At 58.1% G+C, this 16,809-nt stretch carries 10 protein-coding genes; 8 read left to right on the top strand and 2 right to left on the bottom strand.

Going from position 1 to position 16,809, the window contains the following annotated elements; all coding sequences use genetic code 11:
- The first annotated feature begins 16 nt into the window (after nucleotides 1-16).
- The 3 genes from glgC to glgP are packed head-to-tail and all read left to right on the top strand — an operon-like array spanning nucleotide 17 to nucleotide 5,211.
- Entirely contained in the window at nucleotides 17-1,312 is a 1,296-nt protein-coding gene (gene glgC, locus ACTJI7_RS11295; protein ID WP_028014690.1) for a glucose-1-phosphate adenylyltransferase, read from the top strand.
- Nucleotides 1,312-2,745 carry a glycogen synthase GlgA gene (glgA, locus tag ACTJI7_RS11290; RefSeq protein WP_063155496.1) on the top strand — a complete coding sequence of 478 codons (1,434 nt, stop codon included), beginning with the start codon at nucleotides 1,312-1,314 and terminating at the stop codon, nucleotides 2,743-2,745. The genes glgC and glgA overlap by 1 nt, the downstream gene beginning before the upstream one ends.
- Nucleotides 2,746-2,763: 18 nt before the next feature.
- Complete coding sequence (glgP, locus tag ACTJI7_RS11285; RefSeq protein WP_440670424.1) at nucleotides 2,764-5,211, top strand: glycogen phosphorylase; 2,448 nt, start codon at nucleotides 2,764-2,766, stop codon at nucleotides 5,209-5,211.
- Between the two features lie 36 nt (nucleotides 5,212-5,247).
- On the opposite strand, the gene glpD is transcribed toward glgP, so the two are convergent.
- Nucleotides 5,248-6,756 carry a glycerol-3-phosphate dehydrogenase gene (gene glpD, locus ACTJI7_RS11280; RefSeq protein WP_041911900.1) on the bottom strand — a complete coding sequence of 503 codons (1,509 nt, stop codon included), beginning with the start codon at nucleotides 6,754-6,756 and terminating at the stop codon, nucleotides 5,248-5,250.
- 188 nt (nucleotides 6,757-6,944) lie between these two features.
- Between glpD and glpE the strand changes: the two genes are divergently transcribed.
- Genes glpE through ACTJI7_RS11265 form a run of 3 tightly spaced genes read left to right on the top strand, consistent with a single transcriptional unit; the run spans nucleotide 6,945 to nucleotide 8,930 of the window.
- The gene (glpE, locus tag ACTJI7_RS11275; RefSeq protein WP_028014686.1) at nucleotides 6,945-7,277 is read left to right on the top strand and encodes a thiosulfate sulfurtransferase GlpE; all 333 of its coding nucleotides are present in this window, start codon (nucleotides 6,945-6,947) and stop codon (nucleotides 7,275-7,277) included.
- A 47-nt stretch (nucleotides 7,278-7,324) separates the two neighbouring features.
- Nucleotides 7,325-8,155 (top strand): rhomboid family intramembrane serine protease GlpG, encoded by an 831-nt coding sequence (gene glpG, locus ACTJI7_RS11270; RefSeq protein ID WP_063155497.1) that lies wholly within the window; start codon nucleotides 7,325-7,327, stop codon nucleotides 8,153-8,155.
- 16 nt (nucleotides 8,156-8,171) lie between these two features.
- Complete coding sequence (locus ACTJI7_RS11265; RefSeq protein WP_063155498.1) at nucleotides 8,172-8,930, top strand: DeoR/GlpR family transcriptional regulator; 759 nt, start codon at nucleotides 8,172-8,174, stop codon at nucleotides 8,928-8,930.
- Between the two features lie 61 nt (nucleotides 8,931-8,991).
- On the opposite strand, the gene malT is transcribed toward ACTJI7_RS11265, so the two are convergent.
- Complete coding sequence (malT, locus tag ACTJI7_RS11260) at nucleotides 8,992-11,697, bottom strand: HTH-type transcriptional regulator MalT (RefSeq protein WP_047367202.1); 2,706 nt, start codon at nucleotides 11,695-11,697, stop codon at nucleotides 8,992-8,994.
- A gap of 585 nt (nucleotides 11,698-12,282) precedes the next feature.
- Between malT and malP the strand changes: the two genes are divergently transcribed.
- A complete protein-coding gene (gene malP, locus ACTJI7_RS11255; protein ID WP_028014682.1) occupies nucleotides 12,283-14,676 on the top strand; it encodes a maltodextrin phosphorylase in 2,394 nt (797 codons plus the stop codon).
- A gap of 9 nt (nucleotides 14,677-14,685) precedes the next feature.
- Complete coding sequence (gene malQ, locus ACTJI7_RS11250; RefSeq protein WP_049138134.1) at nucleotides 14,686-16,767, top strand: 4-alpha-glucanotransferase; 2,082 nt, start codon at nucleotides 14,686-14,688, stop codon at nucleotides 16,765-16,767.
- Nucleotides 16,768-16,809: the final 42 nt, after the last annotated feature.

Below are 16,809 nucleotides of genomic sequence, written 5' to 3'. Positions count from 1 at the left end.
AAAAAAGGAGTTAGTCATGGTTAGATTAGAGAAGAACGATCCGTTAATGTTGGCGCGCCAGCTACCATTAAAAACCGTTGCCCTGATACTTGCGGGCGGGCGTGGTACCCGTCTGAAAGATTTGACCATCAAGCGCGCCAAGCCGGCCGTTCACTTTGGTGGTAAGTTCCGCATTATCGACTTTGCGCTCTCAAACTGCCTGAACTCGGGCATTCGCCGCATTGGCGTCATTACTCAGTATCAGTCGCACACCCTGGTGCAGCACATTCAGCGCGGCTGGTCATTCTTCAGCGAAGAGATGAACGAGTTTGTCGATCTGCTCCCGGCGCAGCAGCGCGTACACGGGGAAAACTGGTACCGCGGCACGGCGGATGCGGTGACCCAAAACCTCGACATTATTCGCCGCTACAGCGCGGAATACATCGTGATCCTCGCGGGTGACCATATCTACAAGCAGGATTACTCGCACATGCTGATCGATCACGTCGAAAAAGGAGCGCGCTGCACCGTGGCGTGTCTGCCGGTGCCCGTTGCCGAGGCGACGGCGTTTGGCGTGATGCACGTGGATGCGGACGACAAGATTATCGACTTCGTTGAAAAACCGGCGAACCCGCCAACCATGCCGGGCGATGACACCAAATCGCTCGCCAGCATGGGGATCTATGTCTTTGATGCAGATTATCTTTATGAGCTGCTCGAAGAAGACGACAAAGACGAAAGCTCCAGCCACGACTTCGGTAAAGACATCATCCCGAAAATTACCAAAGCTGGCATGGCTTATGCACATCCCTTCCCATTGTCCTGCGTGCAGTCCGACCCGAATGCGGAGCCTTACTGGCGTGATGTGGGAACCCTGGAAGCGTACTGGAAAGCCAACCTCGATCTGGCGTCCGTGACGCCTGAGCTGGATATGTACGACCAGAACTGGCCGATTCGTACCCACATGGAATCCCTGCCGCCAGCGAAGTTCGTGCAGGACCGCTCCGGCAGCCACGGCATGACCCTGAACTCGCTGGTCTCCGGCGGGTGCATCATCTCAGGTTCGGTGGTGGTGCAGTCCGTGCTGTTCCCGCGCGTGCGTATAAACTCATTCTGTAATATCGATTCGGCGGTTCTGCTGCCGGATGTCTGGGTAGGGCGTTCGTGTCGTCTGCGTCGCTGCGTGATCGACCGCGCCTGCGTCATTCCTGAGGGAATGGTGATTGGTGAAAACGCGGAAGAAGATGCGCGTCGCTTCTACCGTTCTGAAGAGGGGATCGTGTTAGTCACACGGGAAATGTTGCGGAAGCTGCAGATCAAACAGGAGCGATGATGCAGGTTTTACACGTATGTTCTGAGATGTTCCCGTTGTTAAAAACGGGCGGCCTGGCGGATGTTCTTGGTGCATTACCGGCGGCGCAAATCGCCGGTGGAGTCGATACCCGCGTCCTGCTGCCCGCCTTCCCGGATATCCGGCGCGGCATACCTGATGCAAAGGTCGTGACCCGCCGTGAAACGTTTGCCGGACGCATCACCCTGCTGTTTGGGCATTACAACGGCGTAGGGATCTACCTGATCGACGCGCCGCATCTGTACGACCGTCCGGGCAGCCCGTATCACGATACCAACCTGTTCGCCTATACCGACAACGTGCTGCGCTTTGCGCTGCTCGGCTGGGTGGGGGCGGAGATGGCCGTCGGGCTGGATCCATTCTGGCGTCCGGATGTGGTCCACGCGCACGACTGGCACGCCGGGCTGACGCCAGCGTATCTGGCGGCAAAAGGGCATCCGGCAAAATCGGTGTTTACGGTGCACAACCTGGCGTATCAGGGCATGTACTATGCGCATCATATGAATGACATCGATCTGCCATGGTCGTTCTATAACATGCACGGGCTGGAGTTCAACGGGCAAATTTCGTTCCTGAAGGCCGGGCTGTACTACGCCGACCACATCACGGCGGTGAGCCCCACCTACGCGCGTGAAATTACCCAGCCGGAGTTCGGTTACGGTATGGAAGGGCTGCTGCAGCAGCGCCATCGTGAAGGCCGCCTGTCGGGCATTCTGAACGGCGTGGATGAGCAGATCTGGAGCCCTGAAACCGATCTCCTGCTGGCCTCGCGCTATGGCCGCGACTCGGTGGAAGATAAAGCCGAGAACAAACGCCAGCTGCAAATTGCGATGGGGCTGAAGGTCAACGACAAGGTGCCGCTGTTTGCGGTGGTCAGCCGCCTGACCAGCCAGAAAGGGCTGGATCTGGTGCTGGAGGCGCTGCCCGGTTTACTGGAGCAGGGCGGACAGCTGGCGCTGCTCGGCGCGGGCGACCCGGTGCTGCAGGAAGGTTTCCTCGCCGCCGCCGCGGAACATCCGGGGCAGGTGGGCGTGCAGATTGGCTATCACGAAGCGTTCTCGCACCGCATTATGGGCGGCGCGGACGTGATTCTGGTGCCAAGCCGTTTCGAACCCTGCGGCCTGACGCAGCTCTACGGCCTGAAATACGGCACGCTGCCGCTGGTGCGCCGCACGGGCGGGCTGGCGGATACGGTGTCGGATAGCTCTCTGGAAAACCTGGCGGACGGTATCGCCAGCGGGTTTGTCTTTGAAGACAGTAATGCCTGGTCGCTGCTTCGGGCGATTCGGCGTGCGTTCGTCTTGTGGTCCCGTCCATCTCTGTGGCGTTACGTTCAGCGTCAGGCGATGTCCATGGACTTTAGCTGGCACGTTGCGGCGCAGTCGTACCGCGACCTTTATCAACGCTTGATGTAACGAGGCGAAGTTACTGATATGAACGCTCCATTTAGCTACTCTTCCCCCACGCTCAGCGTTGAGGCGTTAAAGCATTCCATCGCCTACAAGCTGATGTTTACCATCGGGAAAGATCCGGTCATCGCCAACAAGCACGAGTGGCTGAACGCCACCCTGTTTGCGGTGCGTGACCGCATGGTCGAACGCTGGCTGCGCTCTAACCGCGCCCAGCTTTCGCAGGAGACGCGGCAGGTTTACTACCTGTCGATGGAATTTTTGATTGGCCGCACCCTCTCCAACGCGCTGCTGTCGCTCGGTATCTACGACGACGTCAAAACCGCGCTGGAAGAGATGGGGCTGGATTTAGAAGAGCTGATTGACGAAGAGAACGACCCGGGGCTGGGTAACGGCGGTCTCGGGCGTCTTGCCGCCTGCTTCCTTGACTCGCTGGCAACGCTGGCGCTGCCGGGGCGCGGCTACGGTATTCGCTACGACTACGGCATGTTCAAGCAGAACATCGTTGACGGTCGCCAGAAAGAGTCCCCGGACTACTGGCTGGAATACGGCAACCCGTGGGAGTTCAAGCGCCACAACACGCGCTACAAGGTGCGCTTTGGCGGACGCATTCAGCAGGAAGGGAAAAAGTCCCGCTGGGTGGAAACCGAAGAGATCCTCGCCGTGGCCTATGATCAGATCATCCCCGGCTATGACACCGATGCGACCAATACGCTGCGCCTGTGGAACGCCCAGGCGAGTAGCGAAATCAACCTCGGTAAATTTAACCAGGGCGACTACTTTGCGGCGGTGGAAGATAAAAACCACTCCGAGAACGTCTCCCGCGTGCTATACCCGGATGACTCAACCTACTCCGGGCGCGAGCTGCGCCTGCGTCAGGAGTATTTCCTCGTCTCCGCGACGATTCAGGACATTCTCAGCCGCCACCATCAGCTGCACAAAACCTACGCCAACCTGGCGGAGAAAACCGCGATTCACCTTAACGACACCCATCCGGTGCTCTCCATTCCCGAGCTGATGCGCCTGCTGATCGACGAGCACAAGTTCAGCTGGGACGACGCGTTTGAGGTGACGTGCCAGGTGTTCTCCTACACCAATCACACCCTGATGAGCGAAGCGCTGGAGACCTGGCCGGTGGACATGCTCGGCAAAATTCTGCCGCGCCACCTGCAAATCATCTTCGAGATCAACGACTACTTCCTCAAGACGCTGCAGGAGCAGTACCCGAACGATACCGGGCTGCTGAGCCGTGCCTCGATCATTGATGAATCCAACGGTCGTCGCGTGCGCATGGCCTGGCTGGCGGTTGTCATCAGCCACAAGGTCAACGGGGTGTCCGAGCTGCACTCGAACCTGATGGTGCAGTCCCTGTTTGCGGACTTCGCGAAGATCTTCCCGACGCGCTTCTGCAACGTCACCAACGGCGTTACGCCGCGCCGCTGGCTGGCGCTGGCCAACCAGCCGCTCTCTGACGTGCTGGATGAGAATATCGGACGCACCTGGCGCACCGATTTGAGCCAGCTGAGCGAGCTTAAGCAGCATATTGATTTCCCGACGGTGAACAAGGCCGTGCGGGAAGCCAAGCTGCTGAACAAGAAACGTCTGGCGGTCTGGCTGGCGATGCACCTCAACGTGGTCGCAAACCCGAAAGCGCTGTTTGACGTGCAGATCAAGCGCATCCACGAGTACAAGCGTCAGCTGATGAACGTGCTGCACGTGATCACCCACTACAACCGCATTAAGGCCGATCCAACCGCAGAGTGGGTGCCGCGCGTGAAGATCTTCGCCGGTAAGGCGGCTTCCGCTTACTATATGGCGAAGCACATTATTCACCTGATCAACGACGTGGCGAAGGTGGTGAACCAGGATCCGGAGATTGGCGACAAGCTGAAGGTGGTATTCATCCCGAACTACAGCGTCAGCCTGGCGCAGCTGATCATCCCGGCGGCAGATCTCTCCGAGCAGATCTCCACGGCGGGAACAGAAGCGTCCGGCACCAGCAACATGAAGTTTGCCCTCAACGGCGCGCTGACCATCGGCACCCTGGACGGGGCGAACGTCGAGATGCTGGAGCACGTAGGGGAAGAGAATATCTTTATCTTCGGCAATACCACCGAAGAAGTGGAGGCGCTGCGCAGGAAAGGCTACTCCCCGCGTGAGTTCTATGAAGGGGATGAAGAGCTACGTCAGGTCCTGACGCAGATTGCGACCGGTGTGTTCAGCCCCGACGAGCCGGGCCGCTATCGCGATCTGGTGGATTCGCTGATTAACTTTGGCGACCACTATCAGGTGCTGGCGGATTATCGCAGCTACGTGGACTGCCAGGATAAAGTGGAAGAGCTGTACCGTCAGCAGGAGAAGTGGACCAGCGCGGCGATGCACAACATCGCCAACATGGGATATTTCTCGTCTGACAGGACCATCAAGGAGTATGCCGAGAACATCTGGCATATTGATCCGGTGCGGTTGTAAAAACAAAGCCCGGTGGCGCCACCGGGCTTTTTTCATTTACGACGCCAATGATAATTCACGCTTCCCCGCATGCTGCTGCAGCCACTGCGCCACGCGAGACTGTTGTTCGGCGTTGAGCCACATCCCTTCTTTGGTACGACGCCAGATCGCATCTTCAAGGCGGCGAACCCACTCGTGCTCAACCAGGTAGCGCAGCTCGGCCTCGTACAGCTCGTGGCCGAAATGTTCACCCAGATCGGCAAGCGATTTCGCGTCGCCCAGGAACAGCTCGGTATTGCTGCCGTAGGTGCGGGCGTAGTGGCGCGCCATCCCTTCGGTAATGAACGGGAAGCGACGGCGCAGCTTCGCGGCGTAATCGTCGCGGTTTCCGCCAATATCTCCGCCGGGCAGCACTGCCTCTTTGGTCCACGCCGGGCCAATACCTTTGTAGTACGGCGCCAGTTTTTCCAGCGCGTGCTCGGCCAGCTTGCGGTAGGTAGTCAGCTTGCCGCCAAACACCGACAGCAGCGGTGCCTGACCGTCTACGTCGTGGATATCAAGCGTGTAGTCGCGGGTGATGGCCTGCGGTGAGTCAGACTCGTCATCGCACAGCGGACGCACGCCAGAGTAGGTCCAGACCACGTCGTCGCGCGACAGCTGTTTCTTAAAGTGCGCGTTATACACTTTCAACAGGTAGTTCACTTCGCTCTCGTCGATCTCGACGTTTTTCGGATCGCCTTTGTACTCCACGTCGGTGGTGCCGATGATGGAGAATTCGTCCATCCACGGGATCACAAACACGATGCGTTTATCTTCGTTTTGCAGGATATAAGCCTGCTTCTGGGTATGCACGCGCGGCACCACAATGTGGCTGCCCTTGATCAGGCGGATGCCGTACGGGGAAGGCAGGTGCATGCCGTCGTCGAAGAACTGCTTCACCCACGGGCCGGTGGCGTTCACCAGGCCGCGCGCCTTCCAGCTGAACTTCTCGCCGGTATCCACGTCTTCCGCTTCGACAATCCACAGGCCGTTTTCACGACGGGCGGCGGTCGCGCGGGTCCGGGTTTTCACCTCGCCGCCTTTCTTCTCGACCATCTGCGCATTCGCCAGAACCAGACGCGCATCGTCCACCCAGCAGTCTGAATATTCGAAACCGCGCACGATTTCCGGCTTAAGGACCGATTCTGAGCCAAAACGCAAACCGTTCGAACCCGGCAGGCTGGTGCGTTTGCCCAGATGATCGTACATAAACAGGCCGATGCGGATCATCCACGCCGGACGCAGGTGCGGACGGTGCGGCAGGCGGAAGCGCATCGGGATCGCCAGATGCGGGGCCATTTTCAGCAGCACTTCGCGTTCGGCCAGCGCTTCGCTGACCAGGCGGAATTCGTAGTGTTCCAGGTAGCGCAGGCCACCGTGGATCAGCTTGGAGCTGGCGGACGACGTCGCGCAGGCGAGATCGTTAGCTTCCAGCATCAGCACGGATAAACCGCGTCCTGCGGCATCAACCGCAATACCGGCACCGTTGATGCCACCGCCTATCACAATCAGATCTTTGGTTTCCATAACACCCTCATGCACTTTCGTTAAAGCTCAAAAATGTTCGATATCGCTCATAATAGCAAAGGAACGCGCTTTTGGTAACATCAAAAAAACAATTTAGAGTGATATGGATAACATAATGGCGTTTACCCGCCGCCAGGACGTACACTACGGGGTAAAATCTTGTCGTTGACCACTGTAAAGAGAACACCATGGATCAGTTTGAATGTATTAACGTAGAAGAAGCCCACCAGAAGATGCACCAGGGAAAAGCGGTGCTGGTGGACATCCGCGACCCGCAGAGTTTTGCCATGGGCCACACGCCGGGCGCGTTTCATCTGACCAACGACACGCTGGGCGCGTTTATGCGCGATAACGACTTCGAAACGCCCGTTATGGTCATGTGCTACCACGGCAACAGCAGCAAAGGCGCGGCGCAGTATCTGATTCAGCAAGGCTATGACGCGGTATACAGCGTCGACGGCGGCTTTGATGCCTGGCATCGTCATTTCCCGGCAGAAGTGGAATACGCGTTTGAGCGCTAATCCCGCTATACTGTCCCCTTTTGTGTGGAAATAAGCGACCGCTGCCCATGTTGATGATCACCTCTTTTACCAACCCGCGCGTCGCCCAGGCGTTTGTCGACTATATGGCGACGCAGGGCGTTATTCTGACCATTCAGCAACATACTCAGACCGACGTCTGGCTGGCCGACGAGAGCCAGGCTGCGCGGGTCAACGAGGAGCTGGCGCGTTTCCTTGAGAACCCCGGCGACCCGCGCTATCTGGCGGCCAGCTGGCAATCCGGACAGACCGGCAGCGGACTGCATTACAGCCGCTTTCCCTTCCTTGCCACGATTCGCGAGCGCGCGGGCCCGTTTACGCTGCTGCTGATGGCAACCTGCATTATCGTCTTCATTATTATGAACGTGGTGGGCGACCAGAGCGTGATGATCGCGCTGGCGTGGCCGTATGACCCGTCGCTGGATTTTGACGTCTGGCGCTATTTTACCCACGCGCTGATGCATTTCTCGGTGATGCATATCCTCTTTAACCTGCTGTGGTGGTGGTATCTCGGCGGTATCGTTGAGAAGCGGCTCGGCAGCGGCAAGCTGATTGTCATCACCGTAATCAGCGCCCTGCTGAGCGGCTATGTACAGCATAAATTCAGCGGCCCGTGGTTCGGCGGGCTGTCGGGTGTCGTCTACGCTTTGATGGGCTACGTCTGGCTTCGCGGGGAGCGCGACCCGGAAAGCGGCATCTATTTACAACGCGGATTAATAGCCTTTGCGTTAATATGGCTAATTGCCGGATGGTTTGATCTGTTTGGTATGTCTATCGCCAATGGTGCGCACGTCACCGGCCTCGCCGTCGGTCTTGCAATGGCGCTTGCCGACACGCTCCATGCGCGAAAACGAACATAATTCTCAGGGATAATTGATGAAACAAACACAACGTCATGACGCCATTATCGAACTGGTCAAAAAACAGGGATACGTCAGCACCGAAGAGCTGGTGGAGCAGTTTGCCGTCAGCCCGCAAACCATCCGTCGTGACCTGAACGATCTGGCCGATCAGAACCGTATTTTGCGCCACCACGGCGGCGCGGCGATGCCGTCCAGCTCGGTCAACACCTCCTGGCACGACCGTAAAGCCACGCAGACGGCAGAGAAAGAGCGCATTGCGCGTAAAGTGGCGAGCCAAATCCCGAACGGTGCGACGCTGTTTATTGACATCGGCACCACGCCGGAAGCGGTTGCCCATGCGCTGCTGGATCACGAAAACCTGCGCGTGGTGACCAACAACCTGAACGTCGCCAACACGTTGATGCAGAAAGATGATTTCCGTATCATCCTCGCGGGCGGCGAACTGCGCAGCCGCGACGGCGGGATTATCGGCGAAGCGACGCTCGACTTTATCTCTCAGTTCCGCCTCGACTTCGGCATTCTGGGGATCAGCGGCATCGACACCGACGGCTCGCTGCTGGAGTTTGATTATCACGAGGTGCGCACCAAGCGCGCGATTATTGAGAACTCGCGCCACGTGATGCTGGTGGTGGACCATTCGAAGTTTGGCCGAAACGCGATGGTGAACATGGGCAGCATCAGCATGGTGAATGCGGTCTACACCGACGTGATGCCGCCAGCGGGCGTAATGCAGGTGATTAAGGATAATAATTTGCAGTTAGAGTTGTGTTGAAAAGCCGTTCTCCCTCTCCCTGTGGGAGAGGGCCGGGGCGAGGGCATCAGGCCGCACAAAACTAAACACCGTACCCCATCATCTTCAACAGCTGCTGCGCATGCTGTACCGCATCCTGACGGTGCGCCACGCCCAGCTTCTGATACAGATTGCGAATGTGCGTTTTGATGGTGGTTGCCGCCACCGCCAGCTCACCGGCAATCTGCTCGTTGCTATAGCCTGAATAGATCAGCCCCAGCACCTGCCATTCGCGCTGGGTGAGCGGGCTGGTGCGAATAAGCTCCGGCACTTCCGGGTGGTTCAGCAGGCGTTCAACAAAGTTCTCGTCAAAATGCGCAAACTTGTGGCGATGGTGCTGATTAATCTCGCGCAGAATGCGCTGGGCGCGATGCTGATCCAGCTCCGGCAGCGTGTTGAGCTGAATCAGCTGGCGCAGCTGCTGCGCCATCACTTCACCTTCAATCACGAAGTGGCTAATAAACCCGGTTCGGTTCGCCAGCTGCAAGGCTTCCAGCAGCACGCGCTGGGCGTCATTTTTGCGGCCCGCCTGCCAGTAAAGCTGGTTGAGCAGCAGCAGGTTGCGGTTCAGGTCGCTCATCAGACGCAGGCTGCGGGCGTTTTCGTTTAACTCTTCCAGCACAATTTCGGCAGGCTCAAAGTCACCCAGCAGGATCTGCACGCGGGCGATGTTGCGCCACTGGCTTTGCAGGAAGTGGTTATTGGCAAATTCCGGTTTAGGCGTCTGGCGCAGCCAGTTGGCGGCGGATTTTTTGTCCCCCGTCATCTGCCAGTAAATCACCCGAACCTTGTCGGCGTTAGATACCCAGTCGCTGTGGTACTGACCGTTGCCGAGCAGGTTTTCCAGACGGTTAAGGTGATTGCGGGCGTTATCCAGATCGCCACGCGCCAGCGAGCACTGCACCAGCAGGGCCAGACACTGCAATTGCTGCTGAGGCTGGAAGCCAGAGAGCACGTTCACACCCTGACGGGCGCAGCTTTCTGCTTCATCCAGACGCGACCATGCCCACAGCAGTTGAGCGCGAATACGCAACAGGAACTCGTGCATCGGCAGTTGTTCCAGGTGCTGTTCACGAATCAGCTGGAACGCTTTTTCCTGATTTTCCCAGGCGGCCTGCAGGAACCCCTGTGCGAATAAAATCTCGCTTTGCTGGATCAGGCTCCACAGGGCGTAGTGCCACACATCATGGCGGCGCGCCATCTGCTCGGTTTGCTGCATCAGCGAAAGGGAGCGCGTCAGTTCGCCCTTGCAGTGCAGCACTTCGCCGTGCACCGAGGTAGCCACAATCCGGCTGTAGAAATTCGCCAGCGGCAGTTCATCCAGCGCGACCATCGCCAGCCGTTCCGCTTCATCCGCATCGCCGTCGTTAATCGCGACCTGCGCCCGCAGGGCGTTAAATTCGCCGTGCAGGGTGATATCCATTTCGCTTTCCATCTCCTGCTCGGCGCGCGCCAGCAGGGTATTCACTTCGCTGTAGCGGTGCTGGCTCTGCATCAGCCAGGCCTGGAGCAGCACCAGGCGCGGGTTCTCCAGCAGGCTCTCCCACGGCAGGGCTTTCAACGACTCTTCCAGCAGCGTCAGTTCGCTGTGGTTAAACAGCCCCCACGCGTGGTTAAGCAGGATATCGCGCAGCATGCTGGCGTCACCGGCGGCAAGCGCGTGGTGAATGGCCTCGCTCGGGAAGCCTTGCGCCATCCAGCTTTCGGCGGCGGCGCGGTGGATTTCCGGCAATTCCGTTGCCAGCTCCCACTGGCAGCGCTGGCGCAGGAAGCTGCCAAATAGCGGGTGATAGCTGAACCACTCGCCGGGGTCGTCCATGCGCGTCAGGAACAGGCCCTGACGTTCAATCTCTTCCAGCTGCAGCTGACCGTTCTCACAGCCTGTTACGCGCACAATCAGCGCGTCGTTCATGGAGCGCAGCAGGGAGCTTTTCAGCAGGAAATTGCGGGTGGAGGGATCGACGCTGTTCAGCACCTCATCCACCAGGTAATCCGAAAGATGGCTGGCGTTGATGCCGGCCAGACGGCGCGCGGACTGGTGCGTCGGGCTGTTGTTTTGCCGGGCAGAAAGGGCAATCAGCTGCAGCGCCGTGGCCCAGCCCGCGACATCATCACACAGGCGGCTGCTTTCGGAGGCCTCAATGGGTGAGGTCAGGCGGCAGTCAAAGAACTGTTTCGCTTCCTGGTGGGTAAAGGCCAGCTGCTGGCTGCCCACTTCCAGAAGCTGATCGCGCACGCGCAGGTTGGCAATACCGAGCTGCGGCAGGTTGCGTGACAGCACGACCAGGGTCAGGTTTTCCGGCTGGTGGCGCAGGAAGAAGCGCATCGACTCATGGATAACCGGGTTCGTGATCAGATGATAGTCATCAATCACCACGTACAGCGGGCGATGCCATTCGGCCAGTTCGATAAACAGCTGAGAGAAAAGGGAGGACAGACTGGCGTACTGGCGCTTTTGCACCATTGCCTCGCTGGCGACGCAGTGTCCGTTGGTTGCCTGTTGAATAGCGGCAATCAGATAGCTGGCAAAACGCTCTTGCTGGTTATCGCCCTCGTCGAGAGAGTACCAGCCAAGATCGCTCTTACCTGCGGCCCATTGTGAAATGAGCGTTGTTTTTCCATAACCTGCAGGGCTCGTAACCAGCGCCAGTCGGAAATTATGCGCGCCGGAAAGTTTAGCCAGCAGACGCTCGCGGACCACTGTATGGTCAAGACGAACCGGGCGACTTAATTTTGACGGAATCAACATAGGTTTCACTTCACTGTGGGGAACGAGAGAATTTATTTTTTTTGCGCTTCGTAATTAATAGCTATAAGGTCGGTCAGAAAGAGAACTATTGCAAGTTATGTCTGGCTTTTGTGGCTCTGAATTTGCACTCTGTCACAAAACATTCCGGTCAGTACTGGAACTTTTTTGAAAAGGCTTTGATGCCGCGTCAATGCTGGCTTGTATGGATGTCACGAGGCTGGGCTGAAACTGGTTTCAGAAAGGTATAATGACATCGAATTTAATAAACTTCGGGTAAAGTTGAGTGAGATTAATAATCTCCTTAGGCAGGACCCGATTGCTGAAATATTATTCTCCGTAAGCAATCATTTCCGCATGGATTAATTTCATCCAAAACCGCATTTCATTTCTTTGACATTCTCCCCGGTTACTTTTTTATCTTCCGGGCACACTCCAGCTATGCTCTCAGAGTGGCCTCGATCACACTTTTACGCTCATCCCCGCTACTCCTCCCTGTCTAATCCCCCACGGGAGGAGGAAGAGGTGAAATGAGCCAGGCACACTAGCGCCAACTTGTGTTTTCTTTCTAAAGGATGCCGATCCCCTATGTCACAGCCTACCTTCAACAAAGCTCAATTCCAGGCTGCCCTGACGCGTCAGTGGCAGCGTTTTGGCCTTCATGCTGCAAACGAGATGACGCCTCACCAGTGGTGGCAGGCGGTGAGCGGGGCGCTCGCAGAGCAGCTGGATGCTCAGCCCGTGGCGAAGCCCGTCAAAGGCCAGCGTCACGTTAACTATATCTCGATGGAGTTCCTGATTGGCCGCCTGACCGGCAACAACCTGCTGAACCTTGGCTGGTATCAGGAGGTGGGTGATGTGCTGAAAGAGCACGACATTAACCTGACCGACCTGCTGGAAGAAGAGATCGACCCGGCGCTGGGCAACGGCGGACTGGGGCGTCTGGCGGCCTGTTTCCTTGACTCTATGGCAACGGTCGGCCAGTCGGCGATTGGCTATGGCCTGAACTACCAGTACGGCCTGTTCCGTCAGTCGTTTGCCGACGGCCACCAGATGGAAGCGCCGGACGACTGGCATCGCAATACCTACCCGTGGTTCCGCCACAACGCGCAGCTGGACGTGCAGGTCGGCATCGGCGGGAAAGTGACGAAGCAGGGGCTCTGGGAACCGGCGTTCACTATTACCGGCGAAGCCTGGGACCTGCCGGTGCTCGGCTACCGTAACGGCGTGGCGCAGCCGCTGCGTCTGTGGCAGGCGAAGCACGCGCATCCGTTCAACCTGACCAAATTCAACGACGGCGATTTCCTGCGCGCCGAGCAGCAGGGCATCGACGCCGAGAAGCTGACCAAAGTCCTCTATCCGAACGATAACCACCTGGCGGGTAAAAAGCTGCGTCTGATGCAGCAGTACTTCCAGTGCGCCTGCTCCGTGGCGGACATTCTGCGTCGCCATCACCTGGCGGGCCGCAAGCTGGCGCAGCTGCCGGACTTCGAAGTCATTCAGCTTAACGATACGCACCCGACTATTGCCATCCCGGAACTGCTGCGCGTGCTGATTGACGAGCATCAGCTGAGCTGGGACGACGCCTGGGCCATCACCAGCCGCACCTTCGCCTATACCAACCACACCCTGATGCCGGAAGCGCTCGAGTGCTGGGATGAGAAGCTGGTGAAAACGCTGCTGCCGCGCCATATGCAGATCATCAATAAGATTAACGACCAGTTCAAAACGCTGGTGGAGAAAACCTGGCCGGGCGACAAAGCCGTCTGGGCGAAGCTGGCGGTGGTGCACGACAAACAGGTGCGTATGGCGAACATGTGCGTGGTGAGCGGCTTTGCCGTGAACGGCGTGGCGGCGCTGCACTCCGATCTGGTGGTGAAAGATCTGTTCCCGGAATATCACCAGCTGTGGCCGACCAAGTTCCACAACGTGACCAACGGCATTACGCCGCGTCGCTGGATCAAGCAGTGCAATCCGCTGCTGGCCGGCCTGCTGGATAAGACCCTGAAGAAAGAGTGGGCCAACGATCTGGACCAGCTGATTAACCTGGAAAAATACGCCGACGATGCGAAATTCCGCGAGCAGTACCGCGCGATCAAGCTGGAGAACAAGGTTCGCCTGGCGGAGTTTGTGAAAATGCGTACCGGGATTGAGATCAACCCGAACGCGATTTTCGATATCCAGATCAAACGCCTGCACGAGTACAAGCGTCAGCACCTGAACCTGCTGCACATTCTGGCGCTGTACAAAGAGATCCGCGAGAACCCGCAGGCCGACCGCGTGCCGCGCGTGTTCCTGTTCGGTGCGAAGGCGGCGCCGGGCTACTACCTGGCGAAAAACATTATCCTCGCCATCAATAAAGTGGCGGCGGCGATCAACAGCGATCCGAAAGTGGGCGACAAGCTGAAGGTCGTGTTCCTGCCGGATTACTGCGTCTCGGCGGCGGAAATGCTGATCCCGGCGGCGGATATCTCCGAGCAGATCTCGACCGCAGGGAAAGAAGCGTCCGGTACTGGCAACATGAAGCTGGCGCTGAACGGCGCGCTGACCGTCGGCACGCTGGACGGTGCGAACGTCGAAATCGCCGAGAAGGTCGGTGAAGAGAACATCTTTATCTTCGGCCATACTGTTGAAGAAGTGAAAGCCATCAAGGCCAAAGGTTACGACCCGGTGAAATGGCGTAAAAAAGACAAAGTGCTGGATGCGGTGCTGAAGGAGCTGGAAAGCGGCAAATACAGCGATGGCGACAAGCACGCGTTTGACCAGATGCTGCACAGCATGGACAAACACGGCGGCGACCCGTACCTGGTGATGGCGGACTTCACGGCCTACGTTGAAGCGCAGAAACAGGTCGACGTGCTGTACCGCGACCAGGAGGCGTGGACCCGGGCGTGCATTCTGAACACCGCGCGCTGCGGCATGTTCAGCTCTGACCGCTCAATCCGTGATTATCAGGCCCGTATCTGGCAGGCAAAACGCTAAGGAAGCGCGATGGAGAGTAAACGTCTGGACAGTGCCGCGCAGGCGGCGGGAATTAGCCTCAGTTACATCAATGCGCACGGCAAACCGCAGTCTATTGGTGCGGACACCAAAAGACGTTTGCTGGATGCCATGCATAAAACCGACGCGAACGCGTCGGTTGCTCCGGTGCCAAACGTGAAGGTCTTTACCGCAGGCAAAAAGATGCCGCTGGCGGTGGAGGGGCGCGGCGAGTATAGCTGGCTGCTCACCACCGAAGAGGGGCATCAGCATAAAGGCCACGCCACCGGCGGCAAAACGTTAAACCTTCCGGCAAAGCTGCCGGAGGGCTACCACAGCCTGACGCTCACCCAGGACGAACAGCGTTTTCACTGCCGGGTGATCGTCGCGCCAAAACGCTGCTATGAGCCGCAGGCGCTGCTCGAAGGCAAAAAACTGTGGGGCGCCTGCGTGCAGCTCTATACGCTGCGTTCAGACAGCAACTGGGGCATCGGCGATTTTGGCGATCTGAAAAAGATGCTGGCATCTGTTGGTGAGCGCGGCGGCGCGTTTATCGGCCTCAACCCGATCCACGCGCTCTATCCGGCCAACCCGGAAAGCGCCAGCCCGTACAGCCCGTCTTCCCGACGCTGGCTAAACGTGATTTACATCGACGTTAACGCGTTAGACGATTTCAAAAACAGCAAAGAGGCACAGGCGTGGTGGAAGCTTGAGACCACCCAGCAGCTGCTGAAGCAGGCCCGCGATGCGGACTGGGTAGATTATGCCTCCGTGACCGCGCTGAAAATGGCGGCTCTGCGCCTGGCGTGGAAAGGCTTTGCGAAGCGCGACGACGAGCAGATGGCGGCCTTCCGCCAGTTCGTGATGCAGGAAGGTGAAAGCCTCTACTGGCAGGCGGCATTTGATGCGCTGCACGCGTATCAGGTGAAAGAGGACGAAATGCGCTGGGGCTGGCCGGTCTGGCCGGAAGCGTATCAGACCGTGGATACCCCTGAAGTCAAAGCCTTCTGTAAAAATCATGCCGACGAGGTGGACTTCTACCTGTGGCTGCAGTGGCTGGCGTACAGCCAGTTTGCCGCCTGCTGGCAGGTGAGCCAGGGCTATAAGATGCCGATCGGCCTGTATCGCGATCTGGCCGTGGGCGTGGCGGAAGGCGGCGCGGAAACCTGGTGTGACCGTGAGCTTTACTGCCTGAAAGCATCCGTCGGCGCGCCGCCGGATATCCTCGGCCCGCTCGGTCAGAACTGGGGCCTGCCGCCAATGGATCCGCACGTGATGGCGGCGCGCGCCTACGAGCCGTTTATCGACCTGCTGCGCGCGAACATGCAGAACTGCGGGGCGCTGCGCATCGACCACGTGATGTCCGTGCTGCGCCTGTGGTGGATCCCGTACGGTGAAACGGCCGATCACGGGGCGTACGTGCAGTATCCGGTGGACGATCTGCTGTCGATCCTGGCGCTGGAGAGTAAACGTCATCAGTGCATGGTGATCGGTGAAGATCTCGGTACCGTACCGGTGGAAATTGTCAGCAAGCTCCGCGACAGCGGGGTTTATTCCTACAAAGTGCTCTATTTTGAAAACGACCATGAGAAAACCTTCCGCGCGCCGAAAGCGTACCCTGAACAGTCAATGGCAGTCGCGACGACGCATGATCTTCCTACGCTCAGAGGCTACTGGGAAAGCGGCGATCTAACCCTCGGCAAAACGCTGGGCCTCTATCCAGATGAAGAGGTTCTGCGCGGACTGTATCAGGACCGCGAGCTGGCGAAGCAGGGGCTGCTGGACGCGCTGCACAAGCATGGCTGTCTGCCGAAGCGTGCCGGACATAAGGCGTCGCTGATGGCAATGACCCCAACGCTCAACCGTGGCCTGCAGCGCTATATTGCCGACAGCAACAGCGCTTTGCTCGGTCTGCAGCCGGAAGACTGGATTGATATGGCGGAGCCGGTGAACGTTCCGGGCACCAGCTATCAGTACAAGAACTGGCGCCGCAAGCTGTCCACAACGCTTGAGACGATGTTTGCCGATGACGGGGTGAACAGGCTGATTAAGGATTTGGATAAGCGCAGAAAGGCGGTGGGTAAGAAGTCGTAATTTGCCCCTCACCCTAGCCCTCTCCCCAAAGGGGAGAGGGAA

The sequence above is a fragment of the Enterobacter sp. 22499 genome, from assembly GCF_052044815.1.
Lineage (GTDB): Bacteria > Pseudomonadota > Gammaproteobacteria > Enterobacterales > Enterobacteriaceae > Enterobacter > Enterobacter bugandensis.
This window is presented reverse-complemented; position numbering and strand designations above follow the sequence as displayed.